Origin of the sequence: Burkholderia sp. B21-005 (assembly GCF_020843965.1) — a bacterium.
Classification (GTDB): Bacteria; Pseudomonadota; Gammaproteobacteria; order Burkholderiales; family Burkholderiaceae; genus Burkholderia; species Burkholderia ambifaria.
In genome coordinates this window covers 529,079-545,357 of record NZ_CP086303.1, presented here as the reverse complement: position 1 = coordinate 545,357, position 16,279 = coordinate 529,079, and the positions used below count along the sequence as shown (strand labels likewise).

The 16,279-nt window shown below is 67.5% G+C and carries 17 protein-coding genes and 2 pseudogenes; 16 read left to right on the top strand and 3 right to left on the bottom strand.

Features of this window, described 5'->3' with window-relative positions; genetic code table 11:
* Positions 1-276 precede the first annotated feature (276 nt).
* Positions 277-957 (top strand): GNAT family N-acetyltransferase, encoded by a 681-nt coding sequence (locus LMA02_RS33055; protein WP_228910108.1) that lies wholly within the window; start codon positions 277-279, stop codon positions 955-957.
* A gap of 27 nt (positions 958-984) precedes the next feature.
* On the opposite strand, the gene LMA02_RS33050 is transcribed toward LMA02_RS33055, so the two are convergent.
* Entirely contained in the window at positions 985-1,863 is an 879-nt protein-coding gene (locus tag LMA02_RS33050; RefSeq protein WP_006751123.1) for a LysR substrate-binding domain-containing protein, read from the bottom strand.
* A gap of 126 nt (positions 1,864-1,989) precedes the next feature.
* On the opposite strand from LMA02_RS33050, the gene argH reads away from it, so the two are divergent.
* From argH to LMA02_RS33015, 7 genes are all read left to right on the top strand, one after another.
* Positions 1,990-3,423, top strand: a complete 1,434-nt coding sequence (argH, locus tag LMA02_RS33045; protein ID WP_228910107.1) for an argininosuccinate lyase — start codon at positions 1,990-1,992, stop codon at positions 3,421-3,423.
* The gene (locus tag LMA02_RS33040; RefSeq protein ID WP_228910106.1) at positions 3,417-4,310 is read left to right on the top strand and encodes an amino acid ABC transporter permease; all 894 of its coding nucleotides are present in this window, start codon (positions 3,417-3,419) and stop codon (positions 4,308-4,310) included. Before argH ends, LMA02_RS33040 begins: the two co-directional genes overlap by 7 nt.
* Positions 4,307-5,110 carry an amino acid ABC transporter ATP-binding protein gene (locus tag LMA02_RS33035; protein ID WP_279607122.1) on the top strand — a complete coding sequence of 268 codons (804 nt, stop codon included), beginning with the start codon at positions 4,307-4,309 and terminating at the stop codon, positions 5,108-5,110. Before LMA02_RS33040 ends, LMA02_RS33035 begins: the two co-directional genes overlap by 4 nt.
* A gap of 94 nt (positions 5,111-5,204) precedes the next feature.
* Positions 5,205-6,038, top strand: a complete 834-nt coding sequence (locus LMA02_RS33030; RefSeq protein ID WP_228910105.1) for an ABC transporter substrate-binding protein — start codon at positions 5,205-5,207, stop codon at positions 6,036-6,038.
* Positions 6,039-6,045: 7 nt separating this feature from the next.
* A complete protein-coding gene (locus LMA02_RS33025) occupies positions 6,046-6,918 on the top strand; it encodes a polysaccharide deacetylase family protein (protein WP_228910104.1) in 873 nt (290 codons plus the stop codon).
* On the top strand, positions 6,915-7,823 hold the full coding sequence (locus tag LMA02_RS33020) for a polysaccharide deacetylase family protein (RefSeq protein ID WP_228910103.1): 909 nt from the start codon (positions 6,915-6,917) through the stop codon (positions 7,821-7,823). The genes LMA02_RS33025 and LMA02_RS33020 overlap by 4 nt, the downstream gene beginning before the upstream one ends.
* Positions 7,820-9,199 carry an MmgE/PrpD family protein gene (locus LMA02_RS33015; RefSeq protein WP_228910102.1) on the top strand — a complete coding sequence of 460 codons (1,380 nt, stop codon included), beginning with the start codon at positions 7,820-7,822 and terminating at the stop codon, positions 9,197-9,199. The genes LMA02_RS33020 and LMA02_RS33015 overlap by 4 nt, the downstream gene beginning before the upstream one ends.
* A gap of 29 nt (positions 9,200-9,228) precedes the next feature.
* On the opposite strand, the gene LMA02_RS35650 is transcribed toward LMA02_RS33015, so the two are convergent.
* The gene (locus tag LMA02_RS35650; protein ID WP_416378714.1) at positions 9,229-9,450 is read right to left on the bottom strand and encodes a zinc-ribbon domain-containing protein; all 222 of its coding nucleotides are present in this window, start codon (positions 9,448-9,450) and stop codon (positions 9,229-9,231) included.
* Positions 9,451-9,458: 8 nt separating this feature from the next.
* Positions 9,459-9,668, bottom strand: a complete 210-nt coding sequence (locus LMA02_RS33010; protein WP_416378715.1) for a helix-turn-helix domain-containing protein — start codon at positions 9,666-9,668, stop codon at positions 9,459-9,461.
* Positions 9,669-9,772: 104 nt separating this feature from the next.
* Between LMA02_RS33010 and LMA02_RS33005 the strand changes: the two genes are divergently transcribed.
* From LMA02_RS33005 to LMA02_RS32970, 8 genes and pseudogenes are all read left to right on the top strand, one after another.
* Positions 9,773-10,186 carry an AEC family transporter gene (locus LMA02_RS33005; RefSeq protein ID WP_228910909.1) on the top strand — a complete coding sequence of 138 codons (414 nt, stop codon included), beginning with the start codon at positions 9,773-9,775 and terminating at the stop codon, positions 10,184-10,186.
* 199 nt (positions 10,187-10,385) lie between these two features.
* A complete protein-coding gene (locus LMA02_RS33000) occupies positions 10,386-11,189 on the top strand; it encodes a transporter substrate-binding domain-containing protein (protein ID WP_324251321.1) in 804 nt (267 codons plus the stop codon).
* 4 nt (positions 11,190-11,193) lie between these two features.
* Complete coding sequence (locus LMA02_RS32995) at positions 11,194-11,928, top strand: ABC transporter permease (RefSeq protein ID WP_228910100.1); 735 nt, start codon at positions 11,194-11,196, stop codon at positions 11,926-11,928.
* Positions 11,925-12,692, top strand: a complete 768-nt coding sequence (locus LMA02_RS32990; protein ID WP_228910099.1) for an ABC transporter permease subunit — start codon at positions 11,925-11,927, stop codon at positions 12,690-12,692. The genes LMA02_RS32995 and LMA02_RS32990 overlap by 4 nt, the downstream gene beginning before the upstream one ends.
* A gap of 26 nt (positions 12,693-12,718) precedes the next feature.
* Positions 12,719-14,101 (top strand): NtaA/DmoA family FMN-dependent monooxygenase, encoded by a 1,383-nt coding sequence (locus LMA02_RS32985; RefSeq protein ID WP_228910863.1) that lies wholly within the window; start codon positions 12,719-12,721, stop codon positions 14,099-14,101.
* 273 nt (positions 14,102-14,374) lie between these two features.
* A pseudogene (locus LMA02_RS32980) lies at positions 14,375-14,468 on the top strand (TauD/TfdA family dioxygenase); the annotation flags it as partial.
* Positions 14,469-14,628: 160 nt separating this feature from the next.
* Entirely contained in the window at positions 14,629-15,846 is a 1,218-nt protein-coding gene (locus LMA02_RS32975) for an acyl-CoA dehydrogenase family protein (protein WP_228910861.1), read from the top strand.
* A gap of 119 nt (positions 15,847-15,965) precedes the next feature.
* Positions 15,966-16,277: pseudogene (locus tag LMA02_RS32970) on the top strand (nitrilotriacetate monooxygenase); the annotation flags it as partial.
* Positions 16,278-16,279 lie beyond the last annotated feature (2 nt).

The window sequence follows — 16,279 nt, the reverse complement described above, 5'->3', positions numbered from 1 at the left end:
TGCCGTGAATAGTTAGATCAACATATCCATTTCGAAAATAAACGCTGCAGACCTATCGTTGAGGTCTGCAGGCCTCCAGACACGAGTCTACGTGTCGAAGCCGGCTGGTCGTCGGTGTTCCTGTCGGCGCGACAAGGAAAGGAGGAGACAAAGATGCACAATCTTCGAATGCTCCAGGGCTTGGCGCTTGGCGGAGAGTACGGCGCGGCGACCGGCTGACGCTGGGTTTGGAGCGGTTGCAGGAGATCTCGACCAGCGGTGTGCTCACCGTGACGGTTGCGCGGTTCCTGCACCGCGTCCGCAATACGAAAGCGCTGGCGCGCTGATCCGCCATGTCTGCGAGGTGCTGACATCGTCGCCCGGATCATCGACAATCCGGCGTGTGCGCCGCACCCGCGCGCGCCAAGCCGCCCGAGAGACGCCTCCATGTCCGGAATATCCATCCGATCCGCCAGCCTCGCCGATGCGCAGGCGATCGCCGATTTTCACGTCAAGGTCTGGCGGCATACCTATCGCGATCTCGCGCCGGCGCAAGCACATGCCGTCCTCGACGCGCACTATCGCGGCAGGAAATGGCGGGAGAAGCTGGCGTCGAACGATGGCGACCAACTGGTGCTCGTGGCGGAAATCGACGACACGATCGTCGGAATCGGCGCGGCCGGCGCGCCGTCGGAGCCGATTTTCGGCGGCCGTGGCGAGATCAAGTTCCTGTATGTCGACCCCGGGTTCAAGCGTCGCGGCATCGGCCGCACGCTGCTCGCCCGGCTCGCCACGCATTTGCAGAAGGTGCGGTATCGGGGCGCGGCGTTGAGTGTCGTCAAGGGAAACGATGCCGCGATCGCCTTTTACGCGTCGCTGAACGGCCGGTTGGCGGGCGAGTATGTCGATCCGGGGCCGATCTGGCGATCGCACAACATCGTGATGGTATGGGACGACCTGGCGAGTCTCGCTACCTGAGTCCGCCCCCTGCCGCGCGCTCGCGCGTCACGCCAGGCAGGCGCGCAACCACGTCGTGAACGCGGTCACGAGCGGCGAATCGGCCAGCTCGTGACGCGTGACCAGATAGTAGGCATGACGCGACGGCACGGCCGCGCTGAACGGCCGCACGAGCGTGCCGTCGAGCAGGTCGTCGCGCACGGAGAGGCTGTCGCCGAGCGCGACGCCTTGCCCGTGCACCGCGGCTTCGACGCCGATGTGCGCGTTGCCGATTTCCAGAATGCGGATGCCCGGCAGCTTGTCCGCGTTCGCTTCCGCCAGCCAGCGCGTCCAGGAGCCCGCGTGCTCGCAGAACAGCGTGCGTCCCGCGAGATCCTGCACCTTGCGGATCGCATCGGGCCCGTTCATCAACGCCGGGCTTACGACCGGGAACAGCGCCGGATGCGCGAGCAGCTCGACGCGCCGGTTTCGCCAGTTGCCTTCCCCGTAGCGAATGCATACGTCGACGTCGGGCGAGTAGGTCTCGCGATCGTCGTTCGACGGAATCACTTTCAGGTGGATCCCCGGATAGCGCTCGAGAAAATCGCCGATGTGCCGGGCGAGCCAGCGCGACGTCAGCGACAGCGGCGTCGACACGACGAGATCGCCGGCGGCTGCCGGCGAATCGAGCCTGACGGTGGCGTTCGCGATCATGTCGAACGCCGCGCCGACCGGTTCCAGCAACGCCTCGCCTTCGGGCGTGAGCTTTACGCGGGCTTTTGATCTGACGAATAGTGCGACGCCGAGCGTGCTCTCGAGAATCCGGATCTGATGGCTGACCGCGCTCGCGGTTACGTGCAGTTCGTCGGCGGCGGCCGACACGGTGCCGCACCGGGCGGCAGCCTCGAACGCGCGAAGCGGGTTCAGCGGGGGCAGGCGGTTGCGCATCGGTGGGCGCGTCGCAGGCGACGGTGCTGAGAAAAATTTCATTAAAGCGGATTCAATTTCTCGCTACAACAAAAAAAATTGAATGCCTACAGTGGGGGCAATCCAACCGAGTCGAGGTCGACCGCAATGAGCCTTACCGAACCGATCGAGCGCCTGTGGGGCGGCCGCTTCCAGTCGAAACCGTCCGACGCGCTGCAGAACCTGTCGCGCTCCGATCCGAGTTACTTCCGTCTCGTGCCGTACGACCTCGCGGGCTCCTGCGCGCATGCGCGCGAGTTGAATCGCGCCGGCATCGTGAACGACGACGAACTCGCGCAACTGCTGGCCGCCATGGACGGCATCGCGCGCGACCACGCGGCCGGTGCGATCGCGCCGTCGCTCGTCGACGAGGACGTGCACACCTTCCTCGAGCGCGTGCTCACGCAGCGGCTGCCGGCGCTGGGCGGCAAGCTGCGCGCCGGGCGCTCGCGCAACGACCAGGCGGCGAACGACCTGCGCCTGTACCTGCGCGACAAGGCCCGCCAGCTCGTGCGCGGCGTGCTCGACCTGCAGGATGCGTTGATCGGCCAGGCGAGCCGGCACGTCGACACGGTAACCGCCGGATTCACCCACCTGCAGCCCGCACAGCCGATCGTGTTCGGTCATCAGTTGCTCGCGCACGCGCAGTCGCTGTATCGCGACGTCGACCGCCTCGTCGACTGGGACCGCCGTACCGCACGTTCGCCGCTCGGCGCGGCCGCGCTCGCGGGCTCGGCGATCTGCGTGCGGCCGGAGCTGTCCGCGCAGGAACTCGGTTACGACGCGCCGTGCGAGAACTCGATCGACGCGGTGGCCGCGCGCGATCACGTCGCCGAATTCGTATTCGTCACGAGCATGCTGGCCGTGAACCTGTCCCGGCTGTCGGAAGAAGTGATCCTGTGGACCTCACGGCAATTCCGCTGGGTGGAACTCGACGATGCCTATGCGACCGGCAGCTCGATCATGCCGCAGAAGAAGAACCCGGACATCGCGGAACTCGCGCGCGGCAAGGCGGGGCGCCTGATCGGCAACCTGACGGGCCTGCTCGCGACGCTGAAGTCGCTGCCGCTCGCGTACAACCGCGATCTCGCGGAAGACAAGATCGCGGCGTTCGATTCGATCGACACGCTCGAACTCGTGCTGCCCGCGATGGCGGGGATGATCCATACGATGCGCGTCAACGTCGACGAGATGCGTCGCCAGGCGCCGCTCGGCTTCACGCTCGCGACCGAGGTGGCGGACTGGCTCGCGCTGACGGGCGTGCCGTTCAGCGAGGCGCACGAGATCACCGGCACGCTCGTGCGCGCGTGCGAGCGGGACGGCATCGAACTGGCCGACGCGAGCGCGGAACAGTTGCAGGCCGTCGACACGCGCCTCGCGCCCGCGGTGCGCGCGCATCTGACGCTCGACGCGGCCGTCGCCGCGCGCGGCGGGGCGGGCGGCACGTCACCCGCGCGCGTGCGCGAGCAGATCGGCCGCCTGAGCGACGCGATCGAACGCCAGTCCGCATGGGCGGCCGACTACCGGGGGCCGTCATGCTGAGCGCATCCGAATCGGGCCGTCTCGATGACACACCGGAGCCGGCCGCCCGCGCCGCGGACGATATCGCCGGGTTCGTGCGCGTGCGCCGGCGCTACTGGGGCCGCTATGTCGCGTCGATCGCGATCATTGCCGCGCTTGCGTATGTGGCGGTCGCGTTCGCGCGCGGACAGATCGAGTGGCGCGTCGTCGGCCAGTTCCTGACCGCACGCTCGATCCTGACGGGGCTCGGCAACACGATCGTGATGACCGTCCTCGCGATGACGCTCGGCGTCGTGCTGGGCGTCGTCACAGCGGTGATGCGGCTGTCGTCGAACCCGGTGCTCGGGGCGATCGCGCAGGGCTACATCTGGCTGTTTCGCGGCACGCCGGTGATCCTGCAACTGCTGCTGTGGTTCAACCTGGCGCTGGTGTTTCCGACGCTCGGCATCCCGGGTATCGCCGAATACCGGACCGTCGACGTGATGACGCCGTTCCTCGCGGCGGTGCTCGGGCTCGGCATCAATCAGGGAGCCTATACGTCGGAAGTCGTGCGGGCGGGGCTGCTGTCGGTCGACACGGGCCAGTACGAGGCTGCGAAATCGATCGGCATGCCGCGCCTGCAGGCGCTGCGCCGGATCATCCTGCCGCAGGCGATGCGCGTGATCGTGCCGCCGATCGGCAACGAGCTGATCGGCATGGTCAAGCTGACGTCGCTGGCGAGCATCGTGCAGTACGCGGAGATGCTGCACAACGCGCAGAACATCTACTACGCGAATGCCCGCGTGATCGAGTTGCTGATCGTCGCGGGCATCTGGTATCTCGCGGTCGTCACCGTGCTGTCGCTCGCGCAGGCCCGCGTCGAGCGGCGTTTCGCACGCGGCGCGGGCAGGGCGGCGGGCCGCAAATGAACGACACGACCCTCAATCCTCGGGAGAACGTCATGACGAACGCGGTCGTTCGCGCGGTCGACGTACGCAAGTCGTACGGCGATTTCCAGGCGCTGCACGGCATCACGCTCGACGTCGAGCCGGGCGAAGTGCTGTGCATCATCGGGCCGTCGGGCTCGGGCAAGAGCACGTTCCTGCGCTGCATCAACCAGCTCGAGACGATCAGCGCCGGCGCGCTGTGGGTCAACGGCGAACTGGCCGGCTACCGGCGCGCCGGCGACCGGCTCCACGAACTGTCGGAGCGTCAGGTCGCGCGCCAGCGGCTGGCGACGAGCATGGTGTTCCAGCGCTTCAACCTGTTTCCGCACAAGACCGCGCTCGAGAACGTGATCGAAGGCCCGGTGCAGGTGCTCAAGCGCCGCCGCGCGCAAGCGGAGGAGGAAGCGCGTGCGCTGCTCGCGCGCGTCGGGCTCGCGCACAAGTGCGATGCGTTTCCGGTCGAGCTGTCCGGCGGACAGCAGCAGCGCGTCGCGATCGCGCGGGCGCTCGCGATGCATCCGCAACTGATCCTGTTCGACGAACCGACGTCGGCGCTCGACCCCGAACTGGTCGGTGAAGTGCTGGCCGTGATGCGCGACCTCGCGAAGAGCGGGATGACGATGATCGTCGTCACGCACGAGCTCGGGTTCGCGCGCGAGGTGGCCGACCGCGTGGTGTTCATGGACGGCGGCCGGATCGTCGAGAGCGGGCCGCCCGACCAGGTGCTGTCCGCGCCGACGCACGCGCGCACGCGCGAGTTCATCTCCGCCGTGATTGCATGACCGGGGCGGGCGCCCCGTTTTGCAGCGTCCCAACGATCGAGCCGTCGACGAGCGCGGCATCGTCCCCATTCCTCTACATGACAAGGCGACACCCATGAAAGCATCCGTCCTGACCCGCACGCTGGCCGCCGTCGCATTCGGCGCACTCGCGCTTCATGCATCGTTCGCCGTCGCGCAATCCGCAAGCGCTAAACGCACGCTGAACGTCGCGATCGTGCCGAACTATCCGCCGTTCGAATACAAGGATCCGGCGACCGACAAGCTGGCGGGCTTCGACGTCGATCTCGGCGAGGCGCTCGCCGCGAAGATGGGCGCGAAGCTGAACTGGGTCGAAACGAGCTTCGACCAGATGATGAGCGCCGTCGCGACGCAGCGCGTCGACATGATCCTGTCCGGCATGACCGACCTGCCGACGCGCCGCGATGCGGTGACGTTCGTCGACTACATCGAGACCGGCCCGCAGTTCTATACGCTCAAGGCGCGCGCCGGCGAATTTGCGCAGATGGGCGCGCTGTGCGGCAAGCGCGTCGGCTCGAGCCGACGCACGTCGTTCCCCGACAACACCACCGCGTGGAGCGCCGAGAACTGCGTGAAGGCCGGCAAGCCGGCGATCATCGTCGTCGGTACCGACGGCTCGTCGGACGCGCGGATGCAGTTGCGCCAGAACCGCATCGACGCGGCCGTGCAGGGCGGCGAGACGCTGCCGTACCAGAACAGCCTCGAGCAGAACGCGTATGCGCCGGTCGGCAAGCCGTTCCTGTCGCAATACACGGGCATCGGCGTCGCGAAGAGCAATACCGCGCTGAGCGGCGCACTGACGACGGCGCTCAACCAGCTGATCGCGGACGGCTCGTACCAGAAGCTGCTCGCGAAGTGGGGGCTGCAGGAGCACGCGGTGACGAAGGCGATGGTCAACGGCACGCACTGAGCGCGCGATGACGGACCTGGCTCCCCGCTGGCCGGACGCGAAGCGCGCGTGCGTCGCGCTCGCGTTCGATCTCGACGGCCCGACCGGCGACGCGATGCTGAACGGGTCGATCTGGCGCAACCCCGCGTATTTCACGCTGGGCAGCTACGGGCCGTGGCGGGCGCTCGGCCGGCTGCTCGACATGCTTGCATCGTTCGGCCTGCCCGCGACGTTCTTCGTGCCCGCGTGGGTCGCGCAGACGTGGCCCGCGCAATGCGCGGCAATCGTCGAGCGCGGCCACGAGATCGGATATCACGGTTACCGGCACGAAGCGTTCTGGACGCTCGAGCCCGGGCGGCAGCGCGAGATCATGGCGCAGTCGGCCGACATCTTCGCGCGCACGCTCGGCGTGCGGCCGGTCGGGTTCCGCACACCGTCGGGTGACTGGAGCGACGCGACGGTCGCGGTGCTGCGCGAAGCGGGCGTGCGCTATTCGAGCTCGATGCGTGGCGACGACCGTCCGTATCTGCTGCCCGGTGCGGACGGCGAGCCGCCGCTCGTCGAGATTCCCGGCCGCTGGGAGACCGACGATTATGCGTCGCTTGCGTATCACCGCAACCCCGACTATCCGGCGGGGCTCGACCGGATCGCCGGCTACGCGGCGACGCTCGACAACTGGACGCGCGAATTCGACGGGATATACCGCGAAGGGCTGTGCCTGACGACGCTGCTTCATCCGAAAGTCTGCGGCAAGCCGGGGCGCATCGCGCTGCTGGAGGCCTGGCTCGGCCACATGTGCGCGCAGGATGGCGTCTGGTTCGCGCGCTGCCGCGACGTGGCCGACTGGTGGCTCGCGCAGCACGCGCAAGGCGTGCAATCCACGCACCGGAGCAACATGTGAAGACACCTTGTGCGTGGCCGGGCGGCGCGCGATGCGCGGTCGCGATCACGGTCGACTTCAACGACATTCATGGCATCCAGACACGCGAGCCGCGTATCGTCGGCCGGGAAAAATCGCTGTCGGTGTGGCGCTACGGCGCGACGCGCGGCGTCGACCGGCTACTCGCCGCGTTCGACGAATTCAGCGTACCGACGAGCTGGTTCGTGCCGGGCCGCGTCGCGCAGACGCATGGCGGCGCCGTGCGGGCGATCGCCGCCGCCGGGCACGAGCTCGGCGTGAGCGGCTTTCGCTGCGAGGATTTCGACGCACTGCCGCTTGCCGCGCAGATCGACGCGTGCCGCGCCGGGCGGGCGGCGCTCGCGGACGCGACCGGACGCTGCGCGGAAGCCTTTCGCTCGTTCACCGGCAACTGGGCCGACGGCTTTGCGGACTTTCTCGTGGCGGAAGGCTTCACGTGGTCGTCGTCGTGGCGCGGCGACGATTTGCCGTACCGGCATCCGCGCGCCGACGCAGGCGCGGCCGACCTGCGGCTCGTCGAACTGCCGCTGCACTACGAACTCGAGGACGAGCCGTACTTCGAGTTCAACCTGTCGCCGCCGGTGCCGGCCGGTCAGCCGCGCATCGCCGCGTACCGTGACGTGCTCGACAACTGGCGGCGCGATGTCGACGGGTTTCGGCGCTTCGGGCTGTGCTGCGTGCTGCGCCTGCATCCCGAGATCATCGGCACGGCAGGGCGGATCGACCTGTTGCGTGCGTTGCTCGCGCACCTGCGCGACGCGGGCGACGTCTGGTTTGCGACCGGGCGTGACGTTGCGCGCTGGTGGCGCGGGCAGGTTCGCGACAACGAGCCGGACCATCCGGTCGACGTGTTTGCACGCTGCGTGGCAGAGGCGTCGGCGCGATGACGATGGATACCGAAACGCGCGCCACGCGGCTCGCGACGTTTGTCGCGCAAACGCCTGCCGCCGCCGTGCCTGACGATGTCGTCGCAAAGGCCACGCGTCATGTGCTCGATACGTTCGGTGCCGCACTGGCTGGAACCTCGGCTGTCGAGACGCGCAGTGCACGTGCGCTCACCGGCGCTGTCGCGCGCGACGGCGCGTCGCTGTGGGGCACGCAGTGCAGCGCAAGCGCGCGCGACGCCGCGTTCGTCAACGGGATCGCCGCACACGCGCTTGAGCTCGACGATGCCGGCGGCTGCGATCATTCGGGTGCCGTCGTGCTGCCGGCTGTGCTCGCCGCGTTGTCGTGCGCAGGCCGCCCCGTGACCGGCCGGGAATGCGTGACCGCAATCGTGCTCGGCTACGACGTCGGCCGGCGCGTGCTGGAAGCAGCCGGCGGCTACTCGGCTCACAACGGTGCCGGCTGGCACTCGACACTCAGTTGCGGTGTGTTCGGCGCGGCGGCCGCGAGCGCACGCGTGCTCGGGCTCGACGCTGCGCGCACGCGCGACGCGCTCGGCCATGCGGCAAGTTTCTCCGGTGGTCTGTGGGGCTTCATCCACGACGGCTCACAGACGAAGCGGCTGCATGCCGGCCGGGCCGCGGAAGGCGGCGTGCTCGCGGCGCTGCTGGCACGGGAAGGTGTGAGTGGCCCGGCCAGGGTGTTCGATGACGTGTGGGGTGGCTTCTTCAACACGTTCGCCGCGCAATCGCAGGCACCCGACGCGCTGACCGACGGCCTCGGCGCGCACTGGAAACTGATGCGCTGCTCGATCAAGCCGCACGCGTCGTGCCGCAGCGCGCATGCGGCAATCGACGCGGCGCTGCAGCTTGCGGACGGTCACACGTTCGAGGCCGTCGAGATCGAGCGGGTGGTCGTGCGGGCGAGCGCGTTCGTGGCCCGGATGTGCGGCGGCCGCGACCTGTCGACGCTGTCGTCGGCGCAGATGAGCCTGCCGTACGCGGTAGCGGCGGCACTCGCGTACGGCGACACGGGGATCGGCGTTTATCGCGACGACAGGCGTACGGATTCGCGCGTCACGGCGTTGCTCGCACGTATCGCGATCGAGGTCGATCCAGCGCTGAGCGATCTCGATGAGCCGACGGTGAGCCTGCATCGCGCGGACGGGCGGCGGGAATCGCGTCACGTGCCGATCGCGCTCGGCGATCCTCGCAAACCGCTGTCCGACGCGGCGCTGCTGGCGAAGTATCGTGCGCTGGCGGGCATGGCGCTCGAGCATGCGCAGGTCGATGCGTTGAGCGACGCGTGCCTGTCGCTGGAGCGGGCGGCGGACGCGCGGGTGCTGAACGCGCTACTCGCGGGGGATGCGGAACGCTGATCGTCATAGCGTTTGAGCGGTGCTACGCGCTAAACGGCTCGTGAGTGGCCATGAAACTCTGGCCGGTCCAGTTCGCCTTCGATGCAAGCGTGCAAGCGAACGCCGGCGCCGGTCTCCCCATAGTAACGGTTCGAAGGCGACGCTTTCCAGAAATGCATTGGGTTTGTCCTGCAGCGCCACCAGACCTTGCAGTCTGACCCGATCGTATAGTCAGATGGCCCCGATCGCAGCCCCCGATTCAACCGGTTCACCACCGCCGCTATGTGAAGCGCACCCGTTTTGTACTTCCGCGCTGGAGCAACGGTGCGTACTCGTGCAATTCTCGTGGCGCGATGTCGAAGGCGCGACGAAATGCGCGCGTAAAGCTCGACGCATCATTGAAACCTAACCCCGAGGCTACGTCCTGTACCTCCATATGAGGAAAGCGCACCAGCTCATCGGCCGCCATTCTTAGCCTGCGGTTGCGGATATAGGCGGCCAGGCCACCTTCATGCTCGAATATGCGATACAGGCCGTGGTGGCACGCCGTCGGCGCGGCAGATCGGCGGCGCGCTGCTGAGGAACCCGGTCATCATGTCGGTCGTGCTCGGCGCCGCGTTCAATCTCGGCGGGCTGCGTTTGCCGGGCATGGCGGCAAGCGTGCTGTCGATTCTCGGCGCGGCGTCGCTGCCGCTCGGCCTGCTCGCGGTGGGCGCGGGCCTCGACGTGAAGGCCGCGAAGGCGGCGCGCGGCCCGGTGTTCCAGTCGTCGGTGATCAAGTTGCTGCTCGTGCCGCTGCTGACCTTCTGGATCGGTTTCAGCCTCGGCATCCGCGGCCCGGCGCTGACGACGATCGTGCTGTTCAACTCGTTGCCGTGCACGCCGTCCGCCTACATCATGGCGAAGCTGCTCGGCGGCGATCATCGTCTGTCTGCCGGCATCATTACGGTTCAGACGGCGCTCGCGGCCGTCACGATGCCGCTGGTGCTGCTCGTGTTCCACGGTTGAACCGGTTCGCGCCCGCGTCGCTTTTCTCGTGCGGCGGCGCGTTTCGCGATCGCACTCGGCTGGCTCGCCGCATATCGCCGGATCAGATATGGATCGAAAAAATAACCATTTGGTACACGCACCGGCAGGCACTAAAGTCTCGCATCCTGCTGCCGGTTGCGACGCCGGCGATTTCGACACTATTTCGGAAGCCTGCCAGATGAATCGATCGATGTCCTCCCGGGTCCGCGGCGCCGCGGCCGCGTTGTTCATGCTTGGCGTGGCGTCCGCCGCCCACGCGGCGCAGCCGACGCTGCGCGTCGGCATCGACGCCGAGTCGTACCCGCCGTTCTTCTCGAAGGATGCGACCGGCAAGTGGAAAGGGTGGGAAATCGATGTGCTCGATGCGGCGTGCGGCAAGCTGAACGTGCGTTGCGAACTCACCGACATCGCGTGGGACGGGCTGATCCCGGCACTGCAAAACCGGAAGATCGACGTGATCTGGTCGTCGATGACGATCACCGGCGAACGGCAGAAGGCGATCGACTTCAGTCGTGCCTATTATGAATCGCCGACGGTATTCGTCGGCGCGAAAAGCGATCGGCGCCGCGTCGATTGCGCGGTGCCTGCAACCTTCAAGGATCGCGTGATCGGCGTGGAGGCTGGCACGAACTTCTCGGCGTTCCTCGATGCACGCTTCAAGCGCGATGCGCAGATCAAGGCGTTCGACAAATTCGACAACGCCCTTGCGGACCTGGTCTCCGGACGGGTCGACTACGTGCAGGAAGCGAAGGGCCTGTTCACCGCGTTCTTGTCGTCGCGCGACGGGAAGGATTTCGAGGTCAAGGCTACCTGCGGGGACAACCCGGTGCTGGGTCTCGGCATCGGTGCGGGCGTGCGGCAAGGCGATGCACTGCGCGGCCGGTTGTCGACCGTGATCGCGCAACTTCAGCAGGACGGCACGTGGGACGCGATCACCGCGCGCTATCCGAACCTGAAGGGCACGATCGAGAAGGGCCGGTGAGCCGATGGCCGCGGATGATTCGCTGCTGGCATTGCTCGCGTTCGGTAACGGCGGTTACGGCCGCATCTTTGCGAGCGCGTTCGCGCTGACGCTTGGCGTCGCCGCGGCGTCGTTTGGCGCCGGGACGCTGCTCGGCATCGCCGGCGCGCTCGGCAAGCTGTCACGGCACGCGTCGCTCGCGTGGCTCGCACGGATTTACACGACACTCGTGCGCGCGCTGCCCGAACTGTTGTGCCTGCTGCTCGCGTTCTACGCGGTCGCACCGGCGCTCGAGGCCGTTCTGCATCGCATCGATGTCGTGTCCGACGGTTTCGCATTCGATCCGTTCATCGTGGCCGCGTTGTCGCTCGGCTTCATCCAGGGTGCTTATCTGACCGACATCTTCCGCGCGGCGCTCATCAACGTACCAGTCGGGCAGATCGAGGCCGCGCACGCGTACGGAATGCGCCCGTGGCAAACCTTGACACGCATCCGGCTGCCGATCGCGGCGCGGCTCGCGCTGCCGGGCGTCGGCAACGTGTGGCTGAACGCGACCAAGGATGCGTCCTTCATCAGCGTGCTCGGGTCTTTCACGGATCTGCTGAAGGCGAGCCAGCTCGCCGCCGGCGCGACGCGGCATTACGTGTTCTTTTATCTGGTCACTGCGGCGCTGTTCCTGTTGTTGAGCATCATGTCGACGGGCTTGTTCGCCATGCTCGAGCGGTATGCGAATCGCGGCACGAGGCGCGCCTCCGCATGAGCTTCTCGCCGACGTTTCTGCTCGACACGGTGATGCCGAAGCTGCTCGCGGCGGTGCCGACAACCCTGGCGCTGTTGCTGTTGTCCGGCATCGCCAGCATGGTGATCGGCATTCCGCTCGCGCTTGCGGCAAGCTCGCGTCACGTACCGTACCGCTGGTCCGCACGCGGCTGGATCATGCTGATTCGCGGCACGCCGCTGCTGGTGCAGCTCTATCTGCTGTATTACGGCTTCGGCCAGATCGTCCCGCGCGAATGGATGCGCGACAGCTGGGCGTCGCCTCTGTTGCGGGACGCGTTCTGGTACGCCGTCGTCGCGTTGAGCGTGAACGAGGGTGCCTACGTCGCGACGATCCTGCGCGGCGCGATTGCCGGCGTGCCGGCCGGCGAGATCGAGGCCGGCTATGCATACGGAATGACGCGGGCGGGCGTACTGCGCCGGATCGTCGGTCCGCGTGCGTGGCGACTCGCGCTGCCCGCGCTCACCGGCGAAGCGATCCTGCTGCTGAAATCGACCGTCCTCGCGTCGACCGTCACGGTGTTCGACGTGATGGGGACGGCCAATACGCTGCGCTTCGAGACGTTGCGCGTATACGAACCGCTTGCCGGCGCGGCGCTCGTCTATGTCGTGCTCGTCGCGCTGCTGACGATTCCCGCCGCCCGTCTCGAGAAACACCTCAACCGCTACCTGACGCGTGAGCCCGACGATCGCGTGCCCGCACGGCGCCGCGGCGCATCGGCCGGCGCGTGGGCGGCACCCAACTGATTCCTGCTTTTGAGCTGAACACGACGATGTCCGATCCTCGCCCCTTGCTGTTTTCCCTTTATGAACAGGCCAGCGTCGGCTGCGGCGGCGCGCCGAGCCTCTGGACCCATCCCGCCGACGAACGGCTGCGCGCGAATACGCTCGCGTACTGGTCGGATCTCGCGCGCAAGGCCGAGCAGGCCGACCTCGACATGCTGTTCTTCGCGGACGTGCTCGGTCTGTATGACGTTTATGGCGGGTCGGCCGACGCGGCGCTGAAGTGGGCGGTGGAGTCGCCCGCGAACGATCCGATGATGCTGATCCCGGCGCTCGTCGCGCAGACCGAGCGGCTCGCATTCGGCGTAACCGCGAGCACGACGTATGAACATCCATTCGCGCTCGCGCGGCGTTTCAGCACGCTCGATCACCTGAGCAGCGGGCGGATCGGCTGGAACATCGTGACGTCCTACCTGACGAGCGCGGCGCGCAATTTCGGGCTCGACCGGATGATCGGTCACGACGAACGCTACGCGCGCGCGGAGGAATTTCTCGAGGTCGTGTACAAGCTGTGGGAGGGGAGCTGGGCGGACGACGCGGTCGTCGCCGACAAGCTTGAGCCGCGCTACGCGCGCGGCGATCGTGTGCGGCCGATCGAGCACGTGGGCACCCATTATCGCGTGCACGGCCCGCACGTCTGTGCGCCGTCGCCGCAGCGTTCACCAGTGCTGATCCAGGCTGGCTGGTCCGGGCGAGGGCGCGAATTCGCGGCAAAGCACGCCGAAGTGGTGTTCGTCGCGAAGTCGAATCCACACGAGATCCGCACCGGCCTCGATGAAATCCGGCGGCTGGCGATCGAGAGCGGCCGGGCAGCGGAGGATGTGAAGGCGCTCACGGTGCTGCGCCTCGTGACTGCGCGTTCGTCGGCCGACGCGAAGGAGAAATACCACGCGCTGCAGCAGCACTATCACCTGCAGGCTCAACTCGTCAGCTATGCGGGCGACACCGGTATCGACATCGACCGCTATGCGGACGACGAGCCGCTGACGACGCAAACGGAAGGGCTGACATCTTATGTGGTGCGGCCGGACGGCAGCGGCAAGCCGCTGACCGCGGGCGACGTGCGGCGCAAGTTCGCGAGCGTCACGCGCGGCACCGACCTGATCCTCGTCGGCGCGCCGGACGAAGTCGCGGACCAGCTCGCCGAGCATGCGCGGCAGTCGACGACGAGCGGCTACATGCTCAATCCGCTGGTCAGCCCGGGCACGCTGGACGACTTCGCGGAACTGATCGTGCCGGAATTGAAGAAGCGCGGCCTGTACCGGACGACGGCGCCTACCGGCACCTTCCGTTCGCGGCTGAGCGGACGCGATCGCCTTCCGGACAGCGCGCATGGAGCGTCTTTCAGGCAATCCGGATCTGACGGACTCTGACGTGCGGGTCGATACGGCACGGTCGTTCCGAGCGCCGTCGGTAGCACCACGCGCTTCGGCGCGACAGTCGCGCCGCCGGTGTTGTCTCAGTGGTTCGACGCGGACGAAGTCGTCCTGATAACGGGTGCGAACGGCGCGGCCAAGTGCACGTTCATCGAGGTTCGGAACGGCATTCAAGAACTGGATGGCGGCACGCTGGTGTGGTGGCCCGGATCGACCGGATTCTCAGTGCCTCGGGCGTTGCGATGGTTTGTCAGCCCGAGCAATATCCATGAAGTGCTGATCGTGTCGAACATCGTCGAAAACGGCAGGCCGATCGAACTCGGCGACGCCGGCCATTTCTGGCACTCCGGCCTGTCGTACCGAGCACGCATGCGCATTCCCGACGCACGCATAACCAAAGCTGAAATCGGTTTTTCACGCGCGGCGGATGCGTCCCTATACTTTTCGGTGCCGCCTGCGGGCTGCGTCGACGGCTCACGCAATCGTGCGTGTGGCCGTCGTTTTCCTGGAAGAGGGACTGCCGAATGAATGCCCGTCATGGCGCCGAAGCGCGCGACGCGCTGCGTACCGCGCTCGCTGCACTGCCTGAACTCGTAGCCGAGATCGGGCGCGACGCCGCGCAACGCGAGGCGCGCCGCGAACTGCCGTTCGAAGGCTTTGCGCTGTTTCGCCGCTCGTCGCTCGGCGTGCTGCGGATTCCGGTCGAACGCGGCGGCATCGGCGGCACGCTGGTCGATCTGTTCGACACGATCGCGACGCTCGCTGCCGCCGATTCGAACCTCGCGCACGCGCTGCGCATCCACTACGACCTGACCGAGACGCTGCGGCTGTCGCCGCGCACGCCGTTCAACGACGTGCAACTCGAGCGCGCGCTGGCCGGCGCGATCTTCGGCGGCGCATCGACCGAGCGCGGCACGTCGCGGCCGGGCGAGAACACGACCGTGCTGCGCCGCGATGGCGACCATCATCGCGTGACCGGCCGCAAATACTATTCGACGGGCACCGCGTTTGCCGATTTCGCGCGCATCAACGTCGAGAACGAACAGGGCGACGCGCTCGCCGTGATCATCCCGGTCGCGCGCGACGGCGTGCGGGTGCTCGACGACTGGGACGGCATGGGCCAGCGCATGACCGCGAGCGGCAGCCTGCTGCTGCACGACGTGCAGGTGTCTGCAGACGAAGTCGCGGAGCGCGACGGCTCGACGCTCGTCGGCCGCCACTGCGGCGCGCTGCGGCAGCTGCATCTCGTCGCGACGGCCGCGGGCATCGTGCGCAACGTGGTGGCCGACGCGCGCCGCTACGTGCTGACGCACGGCCGGCCGGTGCTGCACAGCCCGGCGCCGAGCGCGCGCGACGATCACTTCATCCAGCAGATCGTCGGCGAACTGTCCGCGCACAGTCACGCGATCGATGCGCTCGTGCGCGACAACGCGGCGGCACTCGACCGCTCGGCCGATGCGATCGAAGCCGGCGACGCGGATGCGCACGAACGCGTGCTCGACAGCGCGCTAGCGACCGCACGCACGCAGCTGATCGTCGGCAAGCTTGCGCTGTATGCGGCGGAGCGGCTGTTCGAAGTGGGCGGCGCATCGGCGACCGCGCGCGTGCACAACCTCGACCGCCACTGGCGCAACCTGCGCACGATCTTCAGCCACAACCCGCTGCTGCACAAGGCGCGCGTGATCGGCGACTACGACCTGAACGGCGTGACCACGCACCTGACCGAAGGACGCGTGTTCTGATTCCGCTGCATCCGCAGCCCACTTTCCGGAAACCTCACGATGACGATCCGCACCGGCCATCACGTCGCCGCATGGCGCCATTCGGATTCGCAGGCGGACGGCGGCATCGATTTTCGTCACTACATGCGGCTCGCGCGCGCGGTCACTGGCAGCTCGTTGGCACGCCGGAGCAGATCGTCGATGGGCTCGAGGAGCGGTTCGTGCAGTACGGCGCGGACGGTTACAACGTGATGGCGCCGACGTTGCCCGTCGGCCTCGACGATTTCATCGAACGCGTGCTGCCCGAGCCGCGCCGCCGCAGGCTGTTTCGCAGCGACTACGCAGGCCGCGCGCTGCGCGATCATCTCGGGTTGCGACGGCCCGCGCGGCGCGCGTTCGCCGTCTCCTCGGCGCCGGCGACGTCTGCGGGTTCGACGGCCGCGTTCGCCTGAAC

Coding starts and splice junctions, on each gene's coding strand:
- LMA02_RS33030 (WP_228910105.1), top strand. CDS start 5,205: ATGAAAGCATCCGTCCTGACCCGCACGCTGGCCGCCGTCGCATTCGGC.
- argH (WP_228910107.1), top strand. CDS start 1,990: ATGAGCCTTACCGAACCGATCGAGCGCCTGTGGGGCGGCCGCTTCCAG.
- LMA02_RS33040 (WP_228910106.1), top strand. CDS start 3,417: ATGCTGAGCGCATCCGAATCGGGCCGTCTCGATGACACACCGGAGCCG.
- LMA02_RS33050 (WP_006751123.1), bottom strand. CDS start 1,863: ATGCGCAACCGCCTGCCCCCGCTGAACCCGCTTCGCGCGTTCGAGGCT.
- LMA02_RS33025 (WP_228910104.1), top strand. CDS start 6,046: ATGACGGACCTGGCTCCCCGCTGGCCGGACGCGAAGCGCGCGTGCGTC.
- LMA02_RS32995 (WP_228910100.1), top strand. CDS start 11,194: ATGGCCGCGGATGATTCGCTGCTGGCATTGCTCGCGTTCGGTAACGGC.
- LMA02_RS33005 (WP_228910909.1), top strand. CDS start 9,773: ATGTCGGTCGTGCTCGGCGCCGCGTTCAATCTCGGCGGGCTGCGTTTG.
- LMA02_RS32975 (WP_228910861.1), top strand. CDS start 14,629: ATGAATGCCCGTCATGGCGCCGAAGCGCGCGACGCGCTGCGTACCGCG.
- LMA02_RS33000 (WP_324251321.1), top strand. CDS start 10,386: ATGAATCGATCGATGTCCTCCCGGGTCCGCGGCGCCGCGGCCGCGTTG.
- LMA02_RS33015 (WP_228910102.1), top strand. CDS start 7,820: ATGACGATGGATACCGAAACGCGCGCCACGCGGCTCGCGACGTTTGTC.
- LMA02_RS33035 (WP_279607122.1), top strand. CDS start 4,307: ATGAACGACACGACCCTCAATCCTCGGGAGAACGTCATGACGAACGCG.
- LMA02_RS32985 (WP_228910863.1), top strand. CDS start 12,719: ATGTCCGATCCTCGCCCCTTGCTGTTTTCCCTTTATGAACAGGCCAGC.
- LMA02_RS32990 (WP_228910099.1), top strand. CDS start 11,925: ATGAGCTTCTCGCCGACGTTTCTGCTCGACACGGTGATGCCGAAGCTG.